At 42.1% G+C, this 25884-nt stretch carries 21 protein-coding genes and 4 pseudogenes; 14 read left to right on the top strand and 11 right to left on the bottom strand.

Going from position 1 to position 25884, the window contains the following annotated elements; translation table 11 throughout:
• Positions 1–125 precede the first annotated feature (125 nt).
• From A3712_RS06935 to A3712_RS06920, 4 genes are all read left to right on the top strand, one after another.
• On the top strand, positions 126–1235 hold the full coding sequence (locus A3712_RS06935) for a putative 2-aminoethylphosphonate ABC transporter ATP-binding protein (RefSeq protein WP_063522841.1): 1110 nt from the start codon (positions 126–128) through the stop codon (positions 1233–1235).
• 21 nt (positions 1236–1256) lie between these two features.
• Positions 1257–2966, top strand: coding sequence for a putative 2-aminoethylphosphonate ABC transporter permease subunit (locus tag A3712_RS06930; RefSeq protein ID WP_197465796.1), 1710 nt, complete (start codon positions 1257–1259; stop codon positions 2964–2966).
• Positions 2967–3034: 68 nt separating this feature from the next.
• A complete protein-coding gene (phnR, locus tag A3712_RS06925; RefSeq protein WP_063522839.1) occupies positions 3035–3739 on the top strand; it encodes a phosphonate utilization transcriptional regulator PhnR in 705 nt (234 codons plus the stop codon).
• A gap of 158 nt (positions 3740–3897) precedes the next feature.
• Positions 3898–4800 (top strand): multidrug transporter, encoded by a 903-nt coding sequence (locus A3712_RS06920; RefSeq protein ID WP_063522838.1) that lies wholly within the window; start codon positions 3898–3900, stop codon positions 4798–4800.
• Between the two features lie 139 nt (positions 4801–4939).
• Here the strand turns inward: A3712_RS06920 and A3712_RS06915 are convergent, their stop codons facing one another.
• The 3 genes from A3712_RS06915 to A3712_RS06905 form a co-directional block, all read right to left on the bottom strand.
• Complete coding sequence (locus tag A3712_RS06915) at positions 4940–5722, bottom strand: siderophore-interacting protein (protein WP_063522837.1); 783 nt, start codon at positions 5720–5722, stop codon at positions 4940–4942.
• 200 nt (positions 5723–5922) lie between these two features.
• Positions 5923–7401, bottom strand: coding sequence for a peptide MFS transporter (locus A3712_RS06910; RefSeq protein WP_063522836.1), 1479 nt, complete (start codon positions 7399–7401; stop codon positions 5923–5925).
• Between the two features lie 454 nt (positions 7402–7855).
• The gene (locus A3712_RS06905; protein WP_063522835.1) at positions 7856–9226 is read right to left on the bottom strand and encodes an L-serine ammonia-lyase; all 1371 of its coding nucleotides are present in this window, start codon (positions 9224–9226) and stop codon (positions 7856–7858) included.
• Between the two features lie 306 nt (positions 9227–9532).
• On the opposite strand from A3712_RS06905, the gene A3712_RS06900 reads away from it, so the two are divergent.
• Complete coding sequence (locus A3712_RS06900) at positions 9533–10411, top strand: YdcF family protein (protein ID WP_063522834.1); 879 nt, start codon at positions 9533–9535, stop codon at positions 10409–10411.
• 4 nt (positions 10412–10415) lie between these two features.
• Here A3712_RS06900 and A3712_RS06895 read toward each other — a convergent pair whose 3' ends face one another.
• Both A3712_RS06895 and A3712_RS06890 read right to left on the bottom strand, forming a co-directional pair.
• Positions 10416–11093 carry a hypothetical protein gene (locus tag A3712_RS06895; RefSeq protein ID WP_063522833.1) on the bottom strand — a complete coding sequence of 226 codons (678 nt, stop codon included), beginning with the start codon at positions 11091–11093 and terminating at the stop codon, positions 10416–10418.
• Between the two features lie 196 nt (positions 11094–11289).
• Positions 11290–11553, bottom strand: coding sequence for a putative hemolysin (locus A3712_RS06890; RefSeq protein WP_008217178.1), 264 nt, complete (start codon positions 11551–11553; stop codon positions 11290–11292).
• A gap of 368 nt (positions 11554–11921) precedes the next feature.
• Here A3712_RS06890 and A3712_RS06885 point away from each other — a divergent pair, with 368 nt between their 5' ends.
• Positions 11922–12440, top strand: a complete 519-nt coding sequence (locus A3712_RS06885; protein WP_063522832.1) for an NUDIX hydrolase — start codon at positions 11922–11924, stop codon at positions 12438–12440.
• Positions 12441–12470: 30 nt separating this feature from the next.
• On the opposite strand, the gene A3712_RS28195 is transcribed toward A3712_RS06885, so the two are convergent.
• On the bottom strand, positions 12471–12815 hold the full coding sequence (locus A3712_RS28195; protein ID WP_231891778.1) for a tyrosine-type recombinase/integrase: 345 nt from the start codon (positions 12813–12815) through the stop codon (positions 12471–12473).
• Positions 12816–13268: 453 nt separating this feature from the next.
• Between A3712_RS28195 and A3712_RS28700 the strand changes: the two are divergent.
• Positions 13269–13613, top strand: a pseudogene (locus A3712_RS28700) (hypothetical protein).
• Positions 13614–14417: 804 nt separating this feature from the next.
• On the opposite strand, the gene A3712_RS28830 reads toward A3712_RS28700, so the two are convergent.
• On the bottom strand, positions 14418–14504 hold the full coding sequence (locus A3712_RS28830; protein ID WP_443083584.1) for a hypothetical protein: 87 nt from the start codon (positions 14502–14504) through the stop codon (positions 14418–14420).
• 257 nt (positions 14505–14761) lie between these two features.
• Positions 14762–15775, bottom strand: coding sequence for a DUF1254 domain-containing protein (locus A3712_RS06870; RefSeq protein WP_231891776.1), 1014 nt, complete (start codon positions 15773–15775; stop codon positions 14762–14764).
• Between the two features lie 136 nt (positions 15776–15911).
• On the opposite strand from A3712_RS06870, the pseudogene A3712_RS28180 reads away from it, so the two are divergent.
• Positions 15912–16139, top strand: a pseudogene (locus A3712_RS28180) (IS630 family transposase); the annotation flags it as partial.
• 168 nt (positions 16140–16307) lie between these two features.
• Here A3712_RS28180 and A3712_RS06865 read toward each other — a convergent pair.
• The 3 genes and pseudogenes from A3712_RS06865 to A3712_RS06855 all read right to left on the bottom strand — a co-directional run.
• Positions 16308–16655, bottom strand: coding sequence for a hypothetical protein (locus tag A3712_RS06865; protein WP_063522831.1), 348 nt, complete (start codon positions 16653–16655; stop codon positions 16308–16310).
• Positions 16656–16705: 50 nt separating this feature from the next.
• On the bottom strand, positions 16706–17044 hold the full coding sequence (locus tag A3712_RS06860) for a hypothetical protein (RefSeq protein WP_063522830.1): 339 nt from the start codon (positions 17042–17044) through the stop codon (positions 16706–16708).
• Between the two features lie 647 nt (positions 17045–17691).
• Positions 17692–18255: pseudogene (locus A3712_RS06855) on the bottom strand (phage portal protein); the annotation flags it as partial.
• Positions 18256–18333: 78 nt separating this feature from the next.
• On the opposite strand from A3712_RS06855, the gene A3712_RS27310 reads away from it, so the two are divergent.
• From A3712_RS27310 to A3712_RS06835, 6 genes and pseudogenes are all read left to right on the top strand, one after another.
• Positions 18334–18483, top strand: coding sequence for a hypothetical protein (locus A3712_RS27310; RefSeq protein WP_157618715.1), 150 nt, complete (start codon positions 18334–18336; stop codon positions 18481–18483).
• A gap of 88 nt (positions 18484–18571) precedes the next feature.
• Positions 18572–18690, top strand: a pseudogene (locus A3712_RS27690) (DNA mismatch repair protein MutT); the annotation flags it as partial.
• A 572-nt stretch (positions 18691–19262) separates the two neighbouring features.
• A complete protein-coding gene (locus A3712_RS06850) occupies positions 19263–21371 on the top strand; it encodes an LruC domain-containing protein (RefSeq protein ID WP_063522829.1) in 2109 nt (702 codons plus the stop codon).
• Between the two features lie 13 nt (positions 21372–21384).
• The gene (locus A3712_RS06845) at positions 21385–21900 is read left to right on the top strand and encodes a hypothetical protein (protein WP_063522828.1); all 516 of its coding nucleotides are present in this window, start codon (positions 21385–21387) and stop codon (positions 21898–21900) included.
• Positions 21901–22130: 230 nt separating this feature from the next.
• Positions 22131–23894, top strand: coding sequence for an ABC transporter ATP-binding protein (locus tag A3712_RS06840; protein WP_063522827.1), 1764 nt, complete (start codon positions 22131–22133; stop codon positions 23892–23894).
• On the top strand, positions 23888–25672 hold the full coding sequence (locus A3712_RS06835) for an ABC transporter ATP-binding protein (protein ID WP_063522826.1): 1785 nt from the start codon (positions 23888–23890) through the stop codon (positions 25670–25672). The genes A3712_RS06840 and A3712_RS06835 overlap by 7 nt, the downstream gene beginning before the upstream one ends.
• Positions 25673–25884: the final 212 nt, after the last annotated feature.

Raw genomic sequence — 25884 nt, 5'->3', positions numbered from 1 at the left:
GGGCACGCATCTTAAATGCTTATTATATCTGCAATATAACTGTCATTTAGCTTCTATAAATTTGTCACTCAACTGAAATATTTAAAGTTTAAATTTGGTATATACCATATAAAGAGTGCTGTAGTATGAGCAACCAAATTTATTTGAATATTGAAAACGTTGTAAAGCAATTCGGTCAATTTACAGCGCTTAAAGACATCTCCTTATCTATTGAAAAAGGCGAGTTCGTCTGTTTCCTTGGCCCATCTGGCTGTGGAAAAACTACCTTATTACGTGCGATTGCGGGTCTAGATTTACCAACTTCAGGCTCAATTGAGCAAAATGGTAGCGACACGACCTTTTTACCACCAGAAAAGCGTGACTTTGGCATCGTGTTTCAATCTTACGCTCTTTTCCCTAACCTGACGGTGGAAGAAAACATTGCAATCGGCTTGAAAAACCAAAGCATGTCGACCAAAGAAGCACTAGAAACGGTGGAGTCTTGGCTAGAAACCATCGGCTTGCCAACGTCCGGTCAAAAGTATCCGAATCAATTGTCCGGTGGTCAACAGCAGCGCGTGGCGCTGGCTCGCGCACTGGCCTTGTCTCCTGGGTTACTTCTGCTTGATGAGCCGCTGTCTGCACTCGATGCGAAAGTAAGAACACACCTGCGTGATGAGATTTGCCAATTACAGCGCAAATTGGGCATCACCACGATCATGGTGACACACGATCAAGACGAAGCTTTGACTATGGCAGACCGCATTGTAGTAATGAACCATGGGGTTATTGAGCAGGTGGGTGCGCCGCAAGAGATCTACCAAAAACCAGCGAGTCGTTTTGTTGCGGAGTTTGTTGGTAGCATGAACTTCATTCAAGCCTCTGTGGCGGTCCAGGGCAAGATGCGTATTGCTGAGTCTATGTTGCCACTTCCTAGATTAGACAATCTGACTCCAAAGCAGGGGGATGTATTTGATATTGCAGTTCGTCCTGAGCAAATCCAGTTCGTTGATCGTTTTAATGAGTCACTGCCGGTCAAAATCCTTTCGAGCGAGTTTTTGGGCGCGTTTTATCGCGTCGAATGTCAATTGCAGCATGACTCTAAGGCAAAAGAGATCATCGTTGATGTGCCAGTCAAAGAGTTTAATCGATTGAAACTGCGTCGCAGTGATATTCGTTACGTAGCATTTGATCAAGAAGGCTTACGAGCTTATCCATCGAAAAGTGTTCAAGTGATGAAAGACGAGGCAGCGTAAACAATCATGGAATCGACTCAAATGATGCAATCTAAGCTGCTAATTCAACGACGAGTACGGCCTTTACTGGCTCGGTTAAGCACGGACAATGTGATTCTATTTGGGCTGTTGGCATTTTTGTCTGTAGTCATGATGCTGTTTATCCTGATGCCTTTGTGGGCGATGCTGAAAAAAAGCGTTCAGAATGCGGATGGCGAATTTGTAGGTCTACAGAACTTCGCTACGTATTTCGCTTCGCAAAGCCTTTGGCAATCCGTGGGCAACACATTTACGCTTGGCATACTAGTAATGGTTGTCGTTAGTGTTCTGGCGTTTGGTTATGCTTATGCCTTGACTCGCTCGTGTATGCCTTTTAAGGGGCTATTTCAGGTGTTGGGCTCTGCACCTATCCTTGCCCCCTCGCTGCTTCCAGCCATCAGTTTGATTTTTCTGTTTGGTAACCAAGGCATAGCTAAAGAAGTCTTATGTGGCAACTCGGTATATGGCTTGATTGGGATCTCACTAGGTTTGATATTCTGGACGTTTCCACACGCTCTAATGATTCTTACTACCTCATTAAGAACCTCGGATGCACGCTTGTATGAAGCGGCTCGCGCACTAAATACATCATCTTTCAAAACTTTCTTCATAGTGACCTTACCTGTAGCCAAGTATGGGTTGATCAGTACGCTTATCGTGGTCTTTACGCTGGTGGTTTGTGATTTTGGTGTGCCGAAGGTAATTGGTGGTAGCTACAACGTTCTATCGACGGATATTTTTAAGCAGGTAGTTGGTCAGCAAAACTTCTCGATGGGTGCGGTGACCAGTATTTTACTGCTATTGCCAGCATTGTTAGCCTTTACCGTTGATCGTTGGGTGCAAAAGAAGCAGAAGAGTTTGTTTGATACTCGCTCAGTCGCCTACCAGCCAGAGCCGAACGCCCTGCGTGACGGTGCATGTTTTCTGTACTGCGCAGTGATATCCGCGGCTGTGGTTATTGTTCTCGTTATGGCGGTATACGGCTCCATGGTCACTTTTTGGCCTTGGAACAAAGCCCTTACACTGAATAACTATAACTTTGCAGAAATGAGCACCTATGGTTGGACTCCATTCTTCAACTCATTAACGTTAGGTGCATGGACTGCGATAATCGGTACCATGCTTATTTTCTTAGGTGCGTACTGTATTGAGAAGGGTAGAGCGTTTGGTCCTGTTCGTCAGGCAATGCAGATGCTCAGTGTTGTACCTATGGCGGTTCCGGGGATGGTACTGGGTTTGGGCTACATCTTTTACTTCAATGACTTGAGTAATCCACTTAACTTCTTGTACGGCACTATGGCGTTCTTGGTTATAAACACTGTGGTTCACTACTACACGGTAGGACACATGACGGCGTTAACTGCGTTAAAGCAGCTTCCTGCGGAAATTGAAGCAACGGCGGCCTCGGTAAATCTTCCGCAGTACCAGTTGTTCTTTAAAGTAACGGTACCTGTTTGCCTGCCTGCGATTTTAGATATTGCGACATACCTGTTTATTAATGCACTTACCACTACATCTGCGGTAGTATTCTTATATTCTACCGATACGATACCTGCGTCAGTTTCCGTACTGAATATGGACGATGCAGGGCAAACCGGTGCAGCAGCAGCCATGGCGGTGATGATCATGATATCCGCAGCGAGCGCGAAGTTGATTCATATGCTGATCAACAAGTTATTTGAGAAGCGCACTCAAGCTTGGCGAGAGCGCTAACGAACCATTTTATATTGCAGTTGGCCAAGGAGTGGCTGACGACAAGAATAAGAATGAAAGGAAATTAAGTGCAGTACGTAAAAATCAAAGATGTCATCGTAGAGCAGATTGAGTCTGGGATGTTAACACCACGACAAAAACTGCCTGCAGAACGTAAGCTTGCTGAGTCGTTTGATACGACGAGAGTGACGCTGCGTGAAGCATTATCTTCACTTGAAGCGGAAGGACGCATTTATCGAGAAGACCGACGTGGTTGGTTTATCTCACCAGCGCCACTTCGCTACGACCCAACTCAAACGCTAAATTTCACTAATATGGCGTTGTCGCAGAATCGACAGCCGAAAACTGAGTTGATCGCAGCCAAAGGGATGTTAGCCACTAAGGAGGCGACTAAGCTCCTTGAACTGCCTCCTTTCTCAGACGTTTATCGCGTAGATAGAGTTCGTTATCTTGAAGATAGGCCAGTTGTGTATGTGACAAACTATATCCGACCAGAGCTTTTTCCTAACTTGCTTGAACATGATTTATCGAAATCACTGACGGACATTTACCGTGCGCATTTTGGTGTGGCGTATCAGAAGATCCGTTATCGCGTGAGCACAACGTCGCTATTGGGCGAAACAGCACAAGCTCTCCGTGCGACTTCAGGTTCTCCGGCTATGGTGGTAGAGCGTATTAACTACAACCAAAACGGCGACTTGATTGATTGTGACATTGAGTATTGGCGCCACGACGCAATCAGTATTGAATCGATAGCTCAACTCGAGCGCTAATAACTCCCACGCAGTGCTAGTTGTGTAACGAGCTCCTTCTAATTCTGTAGGGGCGTCCGGTTTCAATGATTTAAGGTCTCTCATCCAGAGACCTTTTTTATTACTTCAATTAAGCTGTTGCTTTTATTTATCTATTTACCAATTTTATTAGGAAAGAAATGGAATTCTCTGCCATTGTTATCGTCATTATCTCCGCTTTACTACATGCGGGCTGGAATGTTCTCGGTAAATCTAACCAAGGATCTGGTTCATCGTTTTTTTTGGCGTCTGGGTTTGCGGCTGCAGCGATATTGACGCCTTATCTCATCTGGTATCTCGATAATGTTGGATTTTCAAATATCTCACTTCCATTTTGGCAATTGGTTTTGCTCAGTGGGATATGCCAAATCATTTATCTAATTGGATTGGGTGCTGCTTATAAACAAGCTGATATTGGTGTGATTTATCCAATGGCTCGAGCATTGCCTGTGTTGATGGTTGGTTTGGGTACCGTATTGATTGGCTATGATCTTTCCGTTAATCAATGGGTTGGTTTTGCACTGCTCACATTAGGCTGCTTGTTTGTTCCATTGAAACAGTTCTCAGAGCTGAGGCTGAAAGCTTACCTGAACCTTGGCGTGCTTTGGGCGCTTGTCGCCGCTATCGGTACCACAGGCTATTCCATTATTGATAAAGAAGCGCTGCTGTTATTGGAGCCTTTGAGCACTAAGGTTATTACCAACAAACACACGGCGATTTTCTATTTAGGCATCCAGTTTTGGGCGATAGTGATTCCATTGAGTATTTGGCTGTTGGTAACTAACCAAAGTGTCGAATTTACGAATGCTTGGATACTACGCAAGAAGGCCACGGTGGCGGGCATTATGATGGCGTCGACTTATGGATTGGTGCTGTTTGCAATGACCATGACAGAGAATGTCAGCTTGGTGGTTGCACTTCGGCAGGTAAGCATCACCTTCGGTGTCGTGATGGGGATCTACTTTTTGAAGGAAAAGTGGCACATGACTCGCGGTATAGGTGTTGTTTTGATTCTCATCGGCCTAGTTACCTCACTGATTTAAAAAGTGCCTGCTAGACTATCTTGCTTTGAGAGATAGCAGATGCTTTCTGACACTAGAAAGTAAAGCGCCCTTAACGATAGATTTATCGTTCAGGGCGTTTTTTTATTTGGTCTTGAGGCAGGCTATTTTGGTGATTGGCCTAATCCGCTAGTGCTTGAGCATCTTGCTGTTTGATAACTTTATGCCCATCTTCACTGACGCCACGTTTCCAGTAGCTACTGATGTAGATGTTTTCTTTTGCGACTTCTTTTTCGTTTCTGAAGTACTGTCTGAGTTCACGCATGCTTTCAAATTCACACGCTGTCCATACTGAAACCTGACCGTCCAACCACGTTAAGCTGCGGACTGTTTGTGACAACGTTTCTGAAGTTTGATCTTCAATTAACCAAGTGATTTTAATGCCTTCAGGGGCTTCAAGTTCTTGCTTGTCTGCTGCTGAGTTGATCTGAATAACAGCGTGACCTTTTGCGTTTTCTGGAAGTGTTTTTACTTTTGCTGAAAGCGCAGGGAGTGAAGTCATATCTGCCACTAAGAAGAACCAATCTGACTCAAGATTTAACCCCTGGATTAACCCCGGACCTGCCACTGAAATAGTATCGCCAACTTGTGCGCTCATTGCCCATCTTGCAGCAAAGCCACATTGTAGATCTTTAGTGATATGTCGAACGAAATCGACCTCGATGAACTTCTCTATAGGGCTGTAGTGGCGAATCGTGTAGGTGCGCATGGTTGGACGCTCACCCTCATCTAATTGACTCAAGTCAGTGTTGCCTAGTGGCGAGAATAGAAGCTTGATGTAGCCACCTACACATTCAGTTGGGTACTTACTTAATCCCTCACCGCTAAAAGTAATACGCTGCATGTTTGGAGTAATGGTTGAGGTTTGAGTAACGGTTAATGTAATAGGGCTAGGCTTGCTCATATAAGGCTCTCTTAGATTTTGATGCCCACATAATAATCTCGAACCAGAAAACACTCAATACTAATAATTATCATTTACTGTAATTTACACAAGGACAATTTAGTTAAGAGTGGTTTGCTTATATCGCTAACTTTCATCAACAAAAAAACCCTTTAGTAAATTAAAGGGCTTGATAAATAGCTTGCTGAGTAACAGCGTGATTAGCGGTTTGCTTCTTCTAGATGAACGGTTTCATCAGCGGCTTTTGCTGCTTCTAGCATCTTACGAATAGTGAGAGATGCAGCCATCGCAATACCTACCATTACTACCGCAAGAACAGTCAGTATTTGGAAGTAGTCGCCGTAAACCGTTTGAACGATCTCTTGTGTGATCTCTTGGCCTTTCTCTAGTGCAATTGACGTTGAAAATACTGCGCCAACGATACCTGATAGTGCGATTGCTACAGAGAATAAACTAACAGAGAAGTTTTCGATGTGCTTAGGTGCCACAGATAGGATGAATGCCACTACCATAGAACCCACAATTACTTCACCGAATGCTAGGAAGAAGTGGATGGCTAGGAATATTTCAGGGCGAATCAGAGCGTCTTCACCAACGGTAGTCACTGCCATTGTCAGGATACCAAAAGCGATAGCTGTCAGGATGAAAGAGAAACCTACTTTCGTTGCTGTAGAGAAGTTGATGTTTTTCTTTTCTAGGCCAGAGAAGATACCGGTGATGATAGGACCCGCGACCATACACCATAGTGGGTTCATTGCCATTGACGCTTCTGGAGCAACAGGGATGAAGCCGAATAGGTCACCACGCATGGTGTTGATCGCTACCATTGTCATCGATGTCATCATTTGGCCGTAGTACACGAAGAAACATGTAGTCAGGAGTGTGATGATTAAGATAGTACCCATTTTTAGCATGTCTGATTTCTTCGATTTCACCATCAAAGAGACAAAGTAGATAATGGCTGCGGCACCGATCGCATAAACGATGTTTTGGCCGATATCCATGTTAGAGAACATGAAAAATACTAAGCCGATCATTGCAGCAGATAGGCCAAGGAAAGCTGCCCAGTTTTTAGTGCTTACTGGTTGCTGGTCGATCTCAGCACTTGCTTCAACAAGGCCCTTGCGGACAAACAACATCATCAGTAGTGCTGCGCCTGCTAGAACAGCAGACAGAAGGAAGCCACCGTGGAAGCCTACAACAAGCACAAGCATAGGGAATAAGTACTGACCTAACAGTGCACCAATGTTGTTTACTGAGTAGTTGATAGGGTAGCAGTTTTCAAAATCTTCTTGTGTTCTGAACGTGCGTTTGTAGAGACTTGGGTAAGAAGGGGACATCAAACCACGTGCATAACTTGCTAGCGCAATACCACACAATGCCATAGGAACATTGGTTGCTGCTGCGCCTAGTACCAACAATACATAACCACTCGCGAACCCTAGGAAGGCGATGGTCAAAGAGCGGTAAGCACCTAAGAATTTGTCAGCGATGAAACCACCTGCGATAGCAAACAGTGGCCCAATTGCAGAGAAAGCACCAACTACCATCATGGTGTCAGCTTCGTTGTAGTTAAGGTCCTCAAGGAAGAAACGAGTCAAGATCACCATGACGCCATAGAACGAAAGTCCAAACATCATTTGGCAGAACATCATTGATTTGTTTAATCTATTCCACATTATTTTATTCTCACATTAGTATTAATATGCAGTTTAATTACCCAATTATAATACCATCCATAGTAATAAATAAAATAAAGCATCCGTCCCAAACGGGACTTTGCTCGATAGATCTTTTATTATGAGTGCATTCATATTTTTCATGAATGAAATTTGCAACATTATATTTTGCTGGTAAACGCAAGTCTGTGTGAAATTTAGTCATGTTCATTTGTGACTAAGTAATGAACAATTAAAGGGAAAGTAAGAGGGAGTCATTCGGTAATTTTTTAAGTGACTATCACTTGCAATTGGCAGTTGGGCTTTAGCGAATAAAAAAGCCAGCTTGACGGCTGGCTTTGTTTTGATATTGAAAGTTAAGTTTACAAAAATTCAGTCTGAATGAAGGCTATTTTTCAACAATTTGCTTGAGCGCGTTTCAACTGTTTATGCATTTCATTCTAAGGTATCTCATTTATTCACACGGTGGTGCCATATGAATGACCGCCAAGCCACCTAAAGACGTTTCACGGTACTTCTTGTTCATGTCTTTACCTGTTTGGTACATGGTCTCGATAACTTTGTCTAACGAGATAAGACATTTACTCGTGCGTTTTAGTGCCATACGTGATGCGTTGATCGCCTTCATTGCGCCCATCGCATTACGCTCAATACATGGTACTTGAACCAGGCCGCCAATTGGGTCACAGGTCATACCCAGTGAGTGCTCCATCGCGATCTCAGCAGCAATACAAATTTGCTCGTTACTACCACCACGAAGGGCCGTCAAACCAGCAGCTGCCATTGAAGAAGATACACCGACTTCGCCTTGGCAACCTACCTCAGCACCCGAAATAGACGCATTGGTTTTATATAGAATACCGATAGCGCCAGATACCGCTAAGAAGTCTTTGAGCTGCTTGGTATCAAGCTCTTTGATAAAGCGATGGTAGTACATTAAAACAGCAGGGATAACGCCAGCCGCACCGTTGGTTGGCGATGTTACTACTTGGCCACCTGCCGCGTTCTCTTCACTCACGGCAAAGGCAAATAGGTTAATCCAATCCATGATCTCCATAGGATCGTTTTCAATGGAGGCATTCGCTTCTAGTTTTTTCAAAAGAGCGGGTGCTCGACGTGTTACTTCAAGGCCACCATCAAGGATACCTTCAGTATCAAAGCCACGCTGCATGCACAATGACATCACCTTCCAAATCTGGTCTGCTTTTTGGTCAATGGCTTCCATATCTTGAAAGGATACTTCGTTGCGCAGGATTAAACCGCCAAGGCTCATTCCGTTTTTATCAGCCAGCTCAAGGAGTTGGTCAGCTGATGAGAAAGGAAACTCAACTTGGGTTTCAGACTCTTGTTTGCCGTTTTGCAGCTCGTCTGCCGTTGCGATGAAACCGCCACCAATGGAGTAGTAGGTCTCCATATCCAAAAGTTTACCGCTCTCATCAAACGCAGAGATTGTCATACCGTTTTCATGAAGCGGCAGATTGGTTTTGTGGAAAAGTAAGTCGCTTTCAACATTAAAGTGAATCTCATGGTGACCGCTAACCATAAGAGACTTGTCTTCAATCGCTTTACGCATTGCCAGGTTAGCACTAGTTATTTTGATGGTATCTGGGCGGTTGCCAAGCAGACCTAACAGGGTTGCGCGGTCAGTGTGGTGGCCGATACCTGTTAACGACAATGAGCCGTATAAATCGATTTGAATACGGGTAACTTGGTTAAGTACAGATTCAATCTTTTGGGTAAAATTAAACCCTGCGATCATTGGTCCATTTGTGTGGGAGCTGGAAGGCCCAACCCCGATTTTATAGATATCAAAAATAGACAGCATAGTAACTTCCTGTGAAGACGGTTCGATGGACGAACTCTGTGTAAAATTTGTATTTGTTCGTTTCACTTATTTGTGTGAAAGCGTTCTCTGTTTAAAACTATCGTTAACCAACGTAGTCGTGAGAAACCCAAGAGTGTGCTATTTTGCTTTGAAACTGCACTTTGATTCTCGAGTTACTTGTTATGTCACTCTGCAATAGTGAGCATTATTGCGAGTAACTTACAAGAATTTCAAAATACTTTTGTTAACAAGCATTGTACACATAATTCACTCCACCTAATCCCCAAAACGAGACTTGAACATAAAATGAGCATTAATAACCTCCTTATTGTGCTGGGTAAACAGCTTAATGAGAATGAATTGACTGAGGAAGGAATCAGTCGAGTTGATGCTTTGGTGAAGTACCTAGCGGAGTTCTTGAGCATAGAGTCTTATTCGTCCACAGCGGTCGCTTTTTGTGGTGGGGTAACCAAAGGGCAGAGCATGTCGGAAGCCGATGCAATGCACCGATATTTTCGAGAGCTTGAAAGTCTTCGTGAAGCCCCGTTTACCCTGGGGGCAATTTTACTGGAGCAGCTTTCAACGAATACTGTAGAAAACATCCAAAACTTAGCGCTTGAGATGATAAAAAGCGGGTTGTTTACGCGCGGGCAAAGTGTAAAGGTAACGTTTGTGTCGAACGACTATCACTTGCAACGCATCTTCGAAATTCAACGACTGATGGACGAGCAAGGGCTACTAAAAGTTCTCGTCGAGAAATGCTTAGCGCTTGGTGTTGAGCTGCAGATAGACCGAAAGTTGAATGCTCATGTTGCAGTTCCATATCCGCACCAAACGGCTCAAGGTCAGCTGTTTTTATTGATGGACGCGCTTACAACGTACCGAGTGTATCTCGAAGGAGTATGTGCAGGGACGTTTAAGCGAGATTTGAAGATGGTGAGGGCGGAGCCAGAAAGGCTCTCTTTGGAGGCCTTAGCGAAAGCAAAAGGCTCAGTAGGAAGTTCACCTCAATTTAGTATAGTGGAAAGTCTGCTGCCTGTATTGGAAGGCTGTATTCGAGGCACTCCAGTATGTACGGATATAAAAAACGTTAGGCAGTACCTAGCGTTACTAGATACCAACCTAACTTTTCTGAATCGATTATTAGACCCTGAATCGGATCATTCGCATCGCTGGTGGCGATAAATCGTTATTTTTTTCTGGTGATGCCAAGAACTGTTTTTAGGCTAGCAACCGCAATTAAGCAGTAGGCGAGTAGTTCTGTACCTTCTTCTGCAATGTTTTTAACCGCACGAACGTAATCATCGCCCATCACATCGTGCCAAAAGCTACCCATACCGAATAGGCGGGAGAATACTAGCAGTAGCATTACGCCCGTCACTAACAGGTTCATGTGCGGAGAAGCCAAAATAAGGGCAAGTTGATCGATAGTGCGCTTACCGTTTTTTACAGCATAAAAAATAGCGCTGCCAGCAACTAGCGCAGCAGGAACAACCCAGGCTCCATGTACGATCTTATCGAACCAAAAATCCATCTCACGGATGAACATTACAGCGAAGAAGGCGCTCATGAGAACCGCAGCGTGTTTCACTTCACTTCTCTTTCTTGCTAGGTAAGCAAAAGAACCTGAAGCAACGATAAGTAGCAGCTGTTGCAGCATCTCTGTCACTGAGATCTCACCAACATTGCCGTTCAACAATACAAAATCAATTCTGAGCGCTAAATTAGCAACAATACCAATAGCGAGAACGATTAAAGCGGTTTGGCAACGCTTATAGATCACTTGAGAGGTCGATTGAGAAAGGGTGAACTCAGGGAGTTCAAAAGACATGTGAGTTTGCTCTTCCGTTTTAGACTGGTTTTTCATTTCAATTCAACTTGTAAATATTTGTAACAGGTCGGCATTCTATCTGCTTGGAATTTGACAATGTCATAGAAATGTCAGTAATAAAACAGTGTACAATTGGTGTATATATACGGTAAACAGCTGCCAATTGGCAGCCAGTTTACGTAATTGATTGAATTGAAAAGAGGGAGGGATTGGTGGGTATCAGAGTGGAGCGTTATTCACTTTTAGCTTCTGACTCTTGCTCATGATTATTTCTGTAGTACTCCCATTGCTCAATACGCTCACCGTCATCAAAGACACAATAAGTGGTGCGTTGATTGTTTTCAGTAACCGTGTCTAATTCGCCATCCTGTTGAACACAATAAACGGCCGCTGGATTGGCGACTGAAACACGTTGGCCTTCGCTATACTCAGCATAGTCGTTTGCACAACCACCTAATACAACGGCAAATACAGCCATCAAACCAATTTTCTTCATGTTTATCTCCTACGTCATAACTCTATGGTTGAATACGTTAAGTTCTACAGAACCCAATTAGAAGCTCTATCAAATGAGTATATTTTAGATTTCAGAAAAGGTTGTTCTAATTTGGTCAAGATATTGAAATAGGTTGATATTTTGTCATGTTTAGCTGCTTTTTGAGGGCTAGATCAAGCTAAGCTAGTCGGTTTATAGAAGGGTATCAATTGTTGAGTTAAGGCTTTTAAGAAGCTCTGTGATGTTTTCTTACTTTGTCGGTTATGAGGTACAAAGTTAGAAGGTGTGTTGATGTGAACGGCTATGAACCTCGAATCTATGAATGATTATGATATGATGCCGCCAAATTCAGTTGAGCAGTTAGAGCCATGAGACACCTAAAAACGACCATTCACCCGGATATCGACCACCTAGATAACAAAACAGTTTATGAGCGCAACGCTGCCAGAGCGATTGTCTTAGATGGTGAAGATATTCTGATGCTTTATACCGAGCGTTACCACGACTACACCATTCCTGGTGGTGGCATAGATGAAGGCGAAGACGTGATTGAGGGCATGGTCCGAGAGCTTGAAGAAGAGACGGGTGCAAAGAACATTCATGGCATTAAGCCGTTTGGCATTTTTGAAGAGTTTCGTCCTTGGTACAAAGATGATGCCGATATAATGCATATGATTTCCTACTGCTATTCGTGCAAGATCGATCGTGAACTTGGTGAGACAGCTTACGAAGACTACGAGGTAAAGAATGGGATGAAGCCTGTGTGGATTAACATTCATGAGGCCATTGCCCACAATGAGAAGACCATTGCCGAGAGCCCTAAAAAGGGCATGAGCATTGAGCGGGAAACGTTTTTGCTGCATTTAGTGGCGAAGGAAATGCTTTAGGCTAAAAACGTTTAAAAGCCCTTTTAAACGCTAAATAACATCTTCTGTTGCCACTTTGTCGCCATTTTGGGGCGGCAAAGAATTCAGCGGATTAAAGTGAATAGCATCGCTCAAATGGTTAGGTGCAGAATGAGAATAGCGCATCGTCATTGCAATATCGGTGTGCCCTAAAATGTTCTGTAATACCAAAATGTTCCCTCCATTCATCATAAAGTGACTTGCAAAGGTATGGCGCAAAACATGTGTTCCTTGCCCATTGGGTAAATTAGGCAATGCTCGAGTAAGCCATTTATAGACAGTGCTATATGCACAGTAAAATAGACGACCTGATGTGTCTTTGTGAATCCGGTGATAAAGCTCTTCTGATATGGGCACCGTCCTATTTCCTTTTCCCTTGGTGTTGATTTAGGTTACTTTGAATTTAGATAGTTTAGAGCCTTGTACTTCGATAGCTTCTCGAATCCTTGCCCCTGTTGCTAGACATAGTTTTATTGTGGCTGTGAGTTCTCCATTCATAGGACTCTCTTGTACTTCATCAGTAGGTGATTGATCTCATTGACGGTTAGAAACGCTAACTCTAGCTCCGAAGTTTTAAGTTTTCGGAGATCAGCAATTGTATTTAGGCCTTTCCTCTCCTTCATCGTGTGAAGCTCAAAGGCTTTAGCTTCGCATTTGGTAGCAAATTTCTTACTGACATAATTAAGCCCAACATAACTGTATATCGAAACAGTTTGATTCGAGCTTAAACGTAGAACAATGTTTGATGTCGCACAACAAGCACAAGCTCGATGTGTATCTCAATACGTTGAAATTTATAAAGGTTTTACTATGTTTCAATCCATTCATGTGAGCTTAGGCTACAGTGTTATCAAGATGAACAGCGCTGACCCATTGGACTTAAGCAAAAAGAATACTTCAAACTTTTAAAGATGGGGAATGTGTTTCGCGTTCCTTTCGGCGGGTTTATTGAAGCAGAGAACGTAGTAGGNATAGGGAAGGTGAAACTGATTGATATCAAATACCTGTGTACCGATGCAGACGCTGAAACTATCGAATACGTATTACAAAAAAGACCACTATGTAGTAGGGGCGAATCAAGAACATAAACTGTACATTTCACTGTTTGACGGCCAACTTGAGCACCACCAAATCAAGACTACTGAGAAAATGTGAATGATAACGTTTTTTCATTAACTTAATATTCACCCTACAATACTAAATTGCTAAACAAGCTTTGGAAATAATAGCGATATTGTAGCTGGTTTTACAACCCCTCATTGTGTGGGGCTAGTAGAGGTATTTCGTGGTACGAGAGAGCACATCGGAAATATATGGTTGGATTTTGTCACTCTGAAGCAAGAGTCGATAGCTTTGTGAATTTATATGGGGTGATTGATGTAATGACTTATTGAAATGCCTGATGATTTAGTGGGAATTAGATTGTAATAAAAAAGGTAGCAATACTATGGGTAGCTTTAACATTTCTATTTTTGAGGTGTTTTTTGTAGTTGGGCCATTATTTATGGGCAGTTTATTTAGTGTTTTTAATACGGAATACTTAAGCATATCTTGTCCTTAGGTGAGATTGAGCAAGCACTCTTCGCATCTTTTGCTTTCTTTTTTTTTGGGATTTTAGTGGAGTACAAATTGGAGGTTCTAGTAACAAGATGATACAGGGACCTCAGAGGCTTAAGTATTGGTCTTCACCAGTAAGGCAACTTTACCGTTGATTGCTTTCAGAAAATTGTTAAATAAAACTTTTAGTTTGATTTTAAAACCCAAAAGAAATTTGACATGGTTCGAGCATGTTGCAATGCACATAGATACTTTTGATGTTCTAATGTCCGGCTTATTATGTACTCTATCGGAATTGATTGTTTGGTATCACACAATACTTGAACAGACGAAAGTTATAGAGTTATAAGCTTGAAAGCTCCTGGTGTTGTTCAGGGGCTAGAGCTTTAACCATTTCAAAAGCTAATTTAGAAGTCGTTTTAGCTGAAGTGCTAGGGTATGGCTGAAGGAAAAGTTCATCACTAAGGTATGGCTGCACTCAGGGTTAATGCAACTACAATATTATCAACTATAAGTTACTGAAATGTATTTTGATTTTTGTATGCGGGCTTTATCGCCACACTCGGAATAAACTACTCTCATATAATAACCATGGACCTATCGAAATGATAAACCCATGGTACTAAATTATGCTGAGGATTTATACAGCTCTACCGTTTTAGAGGTCGTCTTTTTTCTTTCACAATGGGTGTATTTACCCAATAGTTATCAGAGCTATTTTAACACAGCTCTGATAACCACATTAATTATTGTGATTTTTTAATGCTTGGAAGATTCCAGCTTCCATTTAAAATTTCTTTTCTTGGCTGATAGAGCCTTACAACAAAATTCCAACCATCTTTAAGTGCCAAACAATTTATTTTACGAGTATCACACCCTCCAAAGTAGACTGTAAAACTATTGTCCGGATTCTTTTGAGCTGTAACATTATTTAAGCTAGGAAGGCCGCTATCAGACTGAAAGAAAAAACCTTCTTTGTTGTATAAGCTGAACGAAACAAAGCCATCAACTGGTACATCTTTTAATGTCATTTCATACTTTCCAACACTTAGTCCTGGGCTCACATTCATGTAGAATGCATCTTCTTCTGGTAACCCACCGTAACCACCTGCACTACCTAAGATAAATCGTATCGGGTCAACGTTCTCCTTTTTACCAAAAGCGCCCAATGTGTTGGGAAGAAGCTGAAATATATCAATAAGTGTTTCGTGAACCTTATGATAACTTGTCATGTCCCAATTTTTTGGTTCAAATGGGGTACTACTCTTTGCTTCGATTTTAAGATTATCTTGTAAATTGTTAACCGTAGTCACATCATTCTTATCATTACTATCCAAGAAAATTCTTACTATAACAAAGGCATAATCTGTTCCAACTAAATCTTTATTTAGCTCATATTCACCTTTGCCGTACCATACTTTATTTGTGTAACCATCCTCGTTCACAATCATTAGTGAAATATATCTTTCCCCTGCATCGGGTAAAGTTACTTTAGCTCCCTGAGACACATCGATTGTAGCCATACTATATAAAGTATCTCTATTCATCCTGATAGTAGGCTGATTGTCTATAGGTGTCGGAGCTCTAAAGTGATACCACTTGTTAACCCCTTCAGCTAACTTTTGATAATTTGATATTTCAATAGTCGATTCAACATGGGGGTAATTCTCAAATGTAACTATATTTTCACTTTCTTTAGCGTTTACATTAGCACCAAATAGAATCAAAGAACTTAAAATAAAAATACCAGATTTCATCATGTTTTTCCTTTTTCTAGATATTACTTAGAAAAATTAGTTCATACTTTCTGATGTTGCAAATATATCCGTAACCATTGAAAATACATGATTTTTCATTGAGTCAGAGTCATGCATGCTCACCATGAAAATGGTACTGCTGGCTGCCGAAGGTCGGAGCCCGGCTATGATCTCTCAAACTCTTTGTATTCATGAATCTGCAGCTGTTCGTCACTTTAGTGATTATGCTCTATCTTAAAAACTTAAACCTGAGAATGGCGGAAGCCAGAGTCGATTTTCTGATACTCAGACGATGCAACTTTTCGAGCGTTTGAGTGAGAAAACCTACTTTTATACGCGTCAAATCATTACTTACATAGAAGCAGAACTCGATGGTAAGGCTTATCATCGGTCTGAAATGGTGAGGAATGCCGGAAAAGTACTTTAATACAGATTGAAGCTTAAAAATTATTGGCGAATAAATAAAAAGAGTGGATATAAGCCACTCTTTTATTACTTGGATTACTTTACAGTGTATTACTCTTTTGAGTAGCAATTAGAAAGTAATACCGCACTTATCAACAGAACTACGTAATATTACATCAGTATTTGATTCGTTAAGGCCGACGTCATTAGCCCAAATAATTATCGCTGAAGCATCATAGCTCAGTTGTATTTTATCGAATGCACCATCAGCAGTCACTACGCTGAACAAATTAAGTTCATCGCGCTTTTTCTCACCGCGACAATATGGATAAGTTGCACACTCCTTAGCCAAATCATCATGATATAAAACTGTAATATTTTTCACACAGTCCTGAAATTGTTCGTTTGCATCATATGCACTGGCAGCAAATGGAGATAATAAAATTATAGAAGTGGTGATTGCTGTTAGAATTTTCATGGTTTTTCCTATTAAATAAAATTGACAGATAAAATTAAAATATAAATAAATTAATTTCTTGTTGGTACAATGCAGCTCGCAACTAACATGATAGCAGCGTCGTCTACGGTAAACGAAGAATTACCGTCACGGCTTGATATGTTAAAACCATTTTCAATAACAAAAGCTTCAATATTATCCTTCATAGTGTGAAATACTGATTGTAGTTCTACTAGCTTCTCTGGATTATTAGAAAGTTTTTGAAATTGCGCCAATGCACAACTACGAAGATGTATTTTTTCTGCTCGTTGAATTAATAATTCATCTTGTTCATTTAATTCTGTTGTATTAGCAATAGCGCCTGTTGAAGAAAAAATAAGGGTAGCCAATAAAGTTGTTGTTAGTTTCATTATTAAAAGACCTATAAATTTTAAAACCAATAATGTATAAATTTAACATCCCATTTACATTAATATGAAAAATAGAACTGACAAAAATGTTTTATTTTTCTGAAAATGAAAATTGTGATTTATATTTTGTTTTTGTGTAATTGTTATTTTTGAAAGTGAATGGAACAATGGTGGGGTTATTTAAAAAAGCGAACACAGCAACCTATATCTACTAACTAGTCAGCTAAAGTACAAATACATCACCAAAAACGCACTCCTCCTCCCCACCTGCGACGTTTTCGATCTCACCTTTTCGCAATTCTATTTCAGCGAAATTCTGCAACTGCTAATAAAGGTTAACGAGCCGTTAGCCCTTTAGTAATAACGGGGCTTGCTGAATGTTAATGGTGCTCAGAATGGCTTATATTGCGTCTAATGAAATTGCGAAGAGTGCAAAAAGTTGCAAAAAATTGAAATTATGACGATCTGCGATGATCTGTTGTGGGTTTTTAAGTGTCTGAAATATTTGAATTTCTGTATTTTAGGTCAGTTTTTAAATGATCATTTGTGTTTTTTGATGATCAGTTTCGTATCGCTTCAGCCCTTACTGGATAAGGGCTGAGCGTGAATCGGAGAGAAAAACAAAATTGCAAAAAATGTCACTGTGTTTACGTGGCAACGTTGTCCAGATCAAAGGTTAAATGCAGACTTTCCGGCACTTCGGGATCACGATTAACGGCATCCATGAACATCTCGTAAGCTGGAATGACTTCATTTTTGCAGTAGACGTAATCGAATTTAATAGGGTCACCACGGGTCCCACCATTAGGAATAATGGCAGTGAGCTCAACGGGGAAGCGGTGGCCAGTGATCACCTCTTGCGCAGTCACGTTCTTAATCTTTTCATATTCATCTTTTGTGGCAATATCGCCAACGGGTATGAGCTGTATACCTCTCTCATTGCCGTTCGGAATATTGATAAACATCGAACGAAAGTTACCTACGCCGCGGCTTGAAGCCATCTTTTCTTTCAGGTCATCTTCATCTTCTTTACTTAGGTTTGGGTCGGTGGCGTAGAAGATAAAGCCCATGTGCAAACCGTTCTTATAGTACCGGCGGCGAAAGGTGGTCGAGTCCTGGCTTAGGAGTGCAGATTGAACACACCCTAAGTAATCGGGCCCACCATAAACCTGCTGAACAGGGTCATATTGCTTGATGAAAATGATGTCCTCTTACTTGTGGCGTTTTTGCCCAGAGGCTTCATATTAACCGAGCGTTATGTGAATCGTGAAAATTAACAAGGACCGTCTATGAAAAGTGCAAAAGCAGATGCTTCTTTATATTTACTGACTGGCTTATTACAAAGGCTCGATAACAGTAATTCGGGTCTAGTTGATAAAATGCGAAAAGGTGTACAGAGTGACAGAATGCAACTTTCTCCATATCTTGCCGTATCTTAGAGCTCAAAAGTCGTCGCCACTTTGTATGTTGAGTTAGTCTAAGTTTATGATTTTTAATGTACTATTTTTGGTAGGGAATATTATGTTGATGAACATCCATACAGCAATTGCACATAATGAAAAGGCGATGACTGAAAGCCCTAAAAAGGGCATGACCATTGAGCGTGAGATTTATTTTTGCATTTGATCGCGAAAGAAACGCTTTAACCTCACCAAACCTTAGTTTGCAGTAATTGCACAGAATTAATTGTTCAGTTGTAACTGAAGTGCAGCCGACAACGACCTTTGAACTGTTTAATTTCCCCCGTATTTAAACAGTTCATTATTATCGATTTCAGCCATCTAACTTTTCTTAAAGCCAACAGCCATTATTTCTCTAGTTTCACGCCGCTTCCTCTGTTTGAACGACATATTTATTCACTTGGAGTCTACTTCTAACACTCCAATTAAAGACAAGCTGTCAAATTGAGTTACTTCATTTATCAAATTGATTCCTATTTTGAATATAGTGTTTATTTGGTCCAGAGTCTAAGGGGGGGGGGAGAAAAATAAACCTATACTTTCATGTTGTTATGTTTATTTTCTAAGTGTTCAAAAACTTGGCTTCCCTCTTGCTTCTGCTTCTTATGCAACTCGTTTTGTCGGCACCAAAATAAAAAAGTAGACATCCGTTGTCTCGTAGCATCAGATTTTAGGGACACATTTATTTAGCTTTGCCGTTCAAAGTTTACGTACTTTTCAAGGAAATCGCCCAAGCGAAGAAGAAGTCGAGGTCAACTATGAAATACAAGCAAATTATTTATCTCATCGGAGCAATAGTTAGTGTCCCGGTCCACGCAACTATAGTGGACTTGGATTTTTCAAATCACATAGAATCAACGAACGGTAGCAGCAGCTGGGCAGGGCCAACCTACGATGGCGCCACCATGCACTTCCTCAATGTTGGTACACACAATGGAAAGACTATTGATGCCAAGGTATCCAGTAGCGTATTTGGTGATGCTACATTTATGTTTCATGCACCTAATTACAAAGTTGGCGCAACACAACCGTCAGGCGATATTGGTTTCCTCTATCAAACTAACTCTGCCGGGTCTGCAGGTTTGATTTATACCTTTGAGTTCTTTGACGGAACAGATGGGCTATCAGGTACTTTCTCGGTCCCTTACACCATTCCTGAGTTTGAAATGATCGGTTATGACATTGATGGTGAGCCCGTTCAGTCAGAGCAAGTTCGAGTCTTCAAAAGTGAAGGCTTTTACAGCTACCAGCTAGGGAGTGCGAGTGCCAGTCTGACTGCTGAAGAGAGTGCTGATGGAGATTCAGTTCTTTTCACCGGACCAGGTACTAACTACTCTGAAACAGACACTTCAGGGGCGGTTAAATTTACCTACAAAAATACTTCCATAGTTACGCTCCAGTTTGAAACAGTGACTACTGGTGGTAATTTCCCTAATCCAATCTTTTCTGCCTTTGATGGCAACTGGGATTTGAGTGGTTTTGCTAATCCGATTGAGAGCTCTGATGATTCTGATTTTGGTGATGCGCCGGACACCTATGGAACGTTACAAGCAAGCAATGGTGCTGAACATGCTGTCTCTTCAACACTTTATCTGGGGGCTACTGTTGATACAGATTCTGACGGACAACCGGGCGCTTTATCAAACGGCGATGACTTGGATGTTGACGGGAATGATGACGACGGTATTACGCTACTTACTAACTTAGAAATCGGGTTGGATAGTCTCATCAACGTTAATGTAGTAGGCAATGGTCTCTTACAAGCTTGGGCTGACTGGGACTTAAGTGGTACTTTCGATGATGATGAACAAATATTGAAAAATCATGCGGTTGTCGGTGGTGGACAAGTGATTCCAATCCGAGTCGCCGATAACGCAAGCGTGGGTACTGTGCAAACCCGTTTCCGTTTAGCGAGCAGCCCTAATATTCCAAGTTATGGCTATGTAGGTGATGGGGAGGTCGAGGATTACGTGTTTAACGTCACTGATCCGGGAACCACTATCCAACACTCTAACTACTACACTGCAGCGTTCGAAGATAACTGGCCTGAAGTGGGTGACTTCGATTTAAATGATGTTGTTGTTTATTACCGAACCACCATTTTAAGTAAAGATGATGCTGTGTTACGTATGGATATTAGCGGTAGCATCATGGCTTACGGCGCCTCTTACGGTAATGGCTTGGGTTGGAAACTGAGTGGCTTTGATGAGTCGGATGTGGACTTACAGACTGCCAGAGTTCAGAAAAACGGCGCAACTCGTGTGAATATCTCACCGTTTACTGGCGAAGATAAATCGGTTGCATCACCGGGAGGGGATCTTGTTGTGGTCGCTTCACTGAACTTGAGAAATGATATCCCGATCAACGATGAGTGTATGTTCCACCGTACCAACCCATCTTGTAATCCGTCTCTTGAGTCTGACCAAATGACGTTCAGCATCTCACTACCGTTTAACGATGGCGATCAACCAATAGTAAGTTCACTGCTACCATTGAGTGGGTTCGACCCGTTCATCTTTGGTCCGGGTGAAGGGCTCTTCCATGGCTCTAGTTTTACCGGCTCTCCTGGTAAAGACCTTGAGATTCATACTGCGGATCTTCCACCAACGTCACGTGGTACGTTAGTCAGCGACTTTTACGGTGTAGCGCAAGATGATTCAGATCCAAGTACTGGAAAATACTACAGAACTACGCAAAACATGCCTTGGGGTATTTTGATTTCATCTCCTTGGAATCACCCATCAGAGTATATTGATATCAGTGAAGCGTTCCCAGACTTTGCAGAATGGGCAACCTCTGGCGGTTCTTCCAAACCGACTTGGTATCTAAACCCTAACTCAGACAAAACTTGGTCTACCGAAGATTAATCAAGGAGGATTTATGAAACTATCAAAACTAATGCTAAGTAGTGTGACGCTTACCTTCCTTGCAGCATGTGGTGGCGGAGGCGGTGGCGGTGGTTCTACTACATCAGCTCCAAGCTCTGTCCCACCAGCGGATGATTCTTCATCAGGCGACACGTCATCTGCTGGCAATAACACAGTGACCTCTAGCGACGTGCCTGAGGAACAAGTTTTGAGAGCGGTGGAGCTGACCATACCTGAAGGCTTTGATTTCTCAACTGAGAGAGAAGTAGCAGTGACGGTTGATGTGGCGAGTTCGCAAAGCTCCAGAGGCTTCATGAGTTTATACACTGAGTTTGATGGAGACGTTGTCGACTACACATCTCAGGTGCTAAGAACGCCGATTAATGAAGACACTGACTTTTCGACAACGCTATTGTTACCAAACCATGTTGATAAAATTTGGGTCGAAGTTTGGTACCCATCAGCATTAGGCAGTGAAGTGAAGGGCTCCTTTAGTATCGAAAATGATAAGGTGGATGTGCTTCTTTAATGCCAATACTGGATTGAAGCCTTAGCTTTCATTTCCACTTCTAATACCTTTGCCGCCATACTTGGCGGCAAAGTTGTGTCTACAATACGAAAAATGAATAGCGATGACGAATCATTGAATATGGTTGATATTGTCAACTAAGTGTTTTTGATGTATCTTTGCCATATCGTGAAGTGCTTTCTAAGCAAAATCACCAAATAGTTATAAGCCTGCCCTCAATAAAGAATGTTATGAATAAAAGACAGTTTATTGCCCATTACTTGCGCATGAATCGCAACTCTTATTTACTTGCGGTTGTGTTCATTTTTCTCGTTAACTGGTTACAAGTAGAAATTCCCCGTTATATCCAACTGGCAATAGACCTAATTGATGACGCCTCCTCAAGTGGTCATCAACAGCTACAGACTTATGTTTGGATTGTGGTTGGTATGTCGGTTGCAATGGTCGTCGTTAGGATTCTGTCTCGCATTTATGCGCTCAACCCAGGGCGAATAACAGAAGCTTCACTAAAAACCACACTTCTTCAGAAACTCAACCTCTTGCCAAATAGCTTTCACGAGCGCTTTGCTTCTGGTCGTTTAATCTCAATCATCAACAATGACCTAAGTGGTATTCGTTTGATGTTTGGTGTTGGCTTTCTGCAATTCTTTAATGCGTTGCTCGCTCTATCTTTAACGCCGCTATACATGTGGCGTATATCGCCTGAACTAACCCTGTATTCGATCATTCCGATTTCAATCGCTTTCGTGATTTTCCGAGTGGGCTTTAAGCGCATGAAAACGCTCCATCTAGAGCATATGAAGCGACTGCAAAACTTGTCTGCACAACTGATGAGCTATTTGTCTGGAATTGACCTGATTAAAAGCCAGCAGATGTCATCTTGGGTAAGAGCGGAGACTGAGAAACTGAATCAGTTGTTGCTTGAATGCCGCCTCAAAATCACGCGTATCCAAGTCTTCTTTATGCCAATTCTCGATTACGCCAATGACCTGATGAAAATCATTATTTTAGGTTTAGGTGGTTTTATGCTGATGAGACAGGAACTGACCCTAGGTGAAATCACAGCATTCTTAACTTATTCAGTCTTGCTTGCCATGCCGCTGATGCAATTAGGACGAATCGCGACGATTTATCAGCGCGGCATGGTCGGTATTCAAAGCGCACAAACTATTCTTAATGCCCAAATCCCAGAGCTTGATGAGCAGAAGCTTTCTGATCTCGATGTGAAATATCTTAAAGGAAAAACGTTCTCCGTGCGTAACCTAAGCTTTAGCTACCCGGGTGAAGAGCGTCTGATTCTCGATGACATTAGTTTTGATATTCCAGCAGGGAAGAAAGTCGGAGTGTTAGGCGGAATCGGTGCGGGTAAAACGACGTTGGTAAACTGTTTGAACCATCACTTGGACACTCCACAAGGGTCAGTACTGCTTGGCGAGAGAGATATCACAAGCTTCTCGCGTAGTGATTTGCGTCGTTACGTCAAAACCGTTACCCAAGATCCATATCTGTTCTCAGCTACTGTAGAAGCGAATATTCGTTTTGGTAGCGCCGATACCGAGCTCGCAAAAAGCCAGGTTGATGAAGTGTTAGAGCTTAGCCAACTAGCCGGTGATGTGACACGCTTTGAGCAAGGTGACCAAACTTTAGTCGGTGAGAAGGGCATTATGCTATCAGGAGGGCAGAAACAGCGCCTCAGTATTGCTCGTGCTCTATTACAACCAACCGATCTCATCATTATGGATAACGTCCTGTCTGCTGTTGACTACGAGACAGAGAGAAAAATCTTAGAAGGTCTATTCAAGCGATTAGAAAACCAGTCGGTTCTTGTCGTCTCACATCGTGTTAATGCACTGGAGTATATGGATGAAGTTATCGTGTTGAATGAAGGAAAAGTGATTGCTAAGGGCGACCATAAAACCTTACTGAAAACTTGCGATTACTACTATGAGACATGGTTACTACAGCAAAATGAAACGGAGGCAGTAGCATGTTAAAAGGTGTTGACCTCAAGTACCTAAAGCATTTCTTTAAGTTTGCCAAGAAATACAAAGGTTTCGCGATTTTGGGCATTGCAATGCTTCCGCTTTCTGTCATCACGAGCTTATTGTTCCCCTGGTTGATCATCCAAGTTATCGACGTTCAGTTGAGCCATGGAGATATGGATGGGCTGTTAGAATACGTTTTCTACCTGGTTGCCGTGCTAGTCGCCAGTTATGTCGTGGATACCATTTATGCGTATAACCTGCGTAAAATGGGTCAATACACCATCACTGACATGCGTTTAGTGCTGTTTGCTCGTGTTTTGAAGTTACCACGCAGCTATTTTGATAACACTCCGATTGGCGTCACGCTCTCGCGTCTGACCAGTGATTTAGAAACCATAGGCGAGACGTTTGTCCAGTCGGTTGTCGGTTTGGTAAAAGACAGCATTAACACCATTGCGCTATTGGTTATGATGTTCTTTATTGATTGGAAGCTAACGCTGATCGTATTGATCATTATGCCTCCGGTGATGTATCTGACTGTGCATGTTCGAAATCGACTTCGTGCTCTGTATAATATTACGCGTTCGTCTTTGGCTCAAGGCATTGGTTTCTTGCAAGAAGTCTTGTTTGGTATGAAAACCGTACAGATGTACCGAGCGGAAGAACAAGTGGAACAACGTTACCAAGGCTATACCGACGAATTTCTCAGGGCGCAGAAAAAGATCAATAAATATGATGCGATTTTGTTCTCGTTCATTTCTGGTATCACGTCCATCACCATTGCGGTAATGATTTGGTATGGCTCAGAGCAAGTTATTGAGGAAGCACTGACTTTAGGTGTGTTAATTGCCTTCATTAATACTTTAGAAAAAGTGTTCGTGCCGATCCGCGATTTTACTTCACAAATTGCTTCTATTCAGAGCTCATTTGCGGCCTTCGATCATATCGAAGAGTTGTTTGTTGAACCAACTGAAGAAGAAGGGCGTAACTTACTGCCATCAGATAAGGTTGCTAAAGTTTTAGAGCAGTTTGAAAGCCTTGAATTTAAGAACGTTAGTTTTCGTTATAAAGATGATTCTCCCTATGTGCTTAAGAACGTCTCTTTTGTCTTGGAAAAAGGACACCAAATTGCACTTGTGGGCTCTACAGGCTCAGGCAAGTCAACGATTCTGCGTTTGATTTCTAAAACTTACCAAGACTACGAAGGCAGCATATTGCTGAATGGCATTGAGCTGTCGCAGATCTCTAGTGAAAACTCGGCACACCTGTTCTCGATGATGATGCAAGATGTGCATTTGTTCGAAGAGACGATAGCTTTCAATATCGCACTAGGTAAAGAACATCTATCAAGTACCGAGATTGAGCAGGCGGCGCGTTATGTTTATGCCGACAAGTTCATTGAACAGCTGCCTCAAGGCTATGACTTCCAATTAGATAAGAATGGAGCGAACCTATCAGTAGGACAGACGCAGCTTATTTCGTTCGCCAGAGCAGTCGCCCAAGGTGGACAGCTGATGATGCTGGATGAGGCAACCAGCTCGGTAGATTCGATTACCGAGGATCTTATTCAAAAAGCGATGCAGCGTCTGTTCAAAGAGAAAACCGTGATAGCGATTGCTCACCGCCTGAGCACGGTACGTCACTCAGACACTATACTAGTGCTAGAAAAAGGTGAGATAGTTGAAAAGGGTAATCACCAGCAGTTAGTGGCGCACAACGGTATTTATGCTGGCTTATTGAAAGAGTCGATAGTGGAGACCAATGAGCCAAAGGCAGCTGAAGCCTAGGCTCTACTGCAATCGGTTTATTTGTTGTCAGCGGTCCAATAAGTCCCAGTCATCGCACTGGGGTTTATTGTTTTTAGTCGGGCATAACTTTTGTTTATAGCCAATATAACTCGCCCAACACCAAAGATTGATCTGAGTGATAGAGATTCTGTATAGGTAACAAACGATAATATTGGGATACGTTTTCATTTTCAGTAAAGGACTATCGAGAT

The organism is Vibrio sp. HI00D65 (genome assembly GCF_001635455.1).
Taxonomy (GTDB): domain Bacteria; phylum Pseudomonadota; class Gammaproteobacteria; order Enterobacterales; family Vibrionaceae; genus Vibrio.
This window is presented reverse-complemented; position numbering and strand designations above follow the sequence as displayed.

Excerpts from the sequence above, each read along its gene's own strand:
- A3712_RS06935 (WP_063522841.1), top strand. The coding sequence starts at position 126 with ATGAGCAACCAAATTTATTTGAATATTGAAAACGTTGTAAAGCAATTC.
- A3712_RS06930 (WP_197465796.1), top strand. The coding sequence starts at position 1,257 with ATGATGCAATCTAAGCTGCTAATTCAACGACGAGTACGGCCTTTACTG.
- A3712_RS06920 (WP_063522838.1), top strand. The coding sequence starts at position 3,898 with ATGGAATTCTCTGCCATTGTTATCGTCATTATCTCCGCTTTACTACAT.
- A3712_RS06915 (WP_063522837.1), bottom strand. The coding sequence starts at position 5,722 with ATGAGCAAGCCTAGCCCTATTACATTAACCGTTACTCAAACCTCAACC.
- A3712_RS06910 (WP_063522836.1), bottom strand. The coding sequence starts at position 7,401 with ATGTGGAATAGATTAAACAAATCAATGATGTTCTGCCAAATGATGTTT.
- A3712_RS06905 (WP_063522835.1), bottom strand. The coding sequence starts at position 9,226 with ATGCTGTCTATTTTTGATATCTATAAAATCGGGGTTGGGCCTTCCAGC.
- A3712_RS06900 (WP_063522834.1), top strand. The coding sequence starts at position 9,533 with ATGAGCATTAATAACCTCCTTATTGTGCTGGGTAAACAGCTTAATGAG.
- A3712_RS06895 (WP_063522833.1), bottom strand. The coding sequence starts at position 11,093 with ATGAAAAACCAGTCTAAAACGGAAGAGCAAACTCACATGTCTTTTGAA.
- A3712_RS06890 (WP_008217178.1), bottom strand. The coding sequence starts at position 11,553 with ATGAAGAAAATTGGTTTGATGGCTGTATTTGCCGTTGTATTAGGTGGT.
- A3712_RS06885 (WP_063522832.1), top strand. The coding sequence starts at position 11,922 with ATGAGACACCTAAAAACGACCATTCACCCGGATATCGACCACCTAGAT.
- A3712_RS06870 (WP_231891776.1), bottom strand. The coding sequence starts at position 15,775 with ATGATGAAATCTGGTATTTTTATTTTAAGTTCTTTGATTCTATTTGGT.
- A3712_RS06865 (WP_063522831.1), bottom strand. The coding sequence starts at position 16,655 with ATGAAAATTCTAACAGCAATCACCACTTCTATAATTTTATTATCTCCA.
- A3712_RS06860 (WP_063522830.1), bottom strand. The coding sequence starts at position 17,044 with ATGAAACTAACAACAACTTTATTGGCTACCCTTATTTTTTCTTCAACA.
- A3712_RS27310 (WP_157618715.1), top strand. The coding sequence starts at position 18,334 with ATGAAAAGTGCAAAAGCAGATGCTTCTTTATATTTACTGACTGGCTTA.
- A3712_RS06850 (WP_063522829.1), top strand. The coding sequence starts at position 19,263 with ATGAAATACAAGCAAATTATTTATCTCATCGGAGCAATAGTTAGTGTC.
- A3712_RS06845 (WP_063522828.1), top strand. The coding sequence starts at position 21,385 with ATGAAACTATCAAAACTAATGCTAAGTAGTGTGACGCTTACCTTCCTT.
- A3712_RS06840 (WP_063522827.1), top strand. The coding sequence starts at position 22,131 with ATGAATAAAAGACAGTTTATTGCCCATTACTTGCGCATGAATCGCAAC.
- A3712_RS06835 (WP_063522826.1), top strand. The coding sequence starts at position 23,888 with ATGTTAAAAGGTGTTGACCTCAAGTACCTAAAGCATTTCTTTAAGTTT.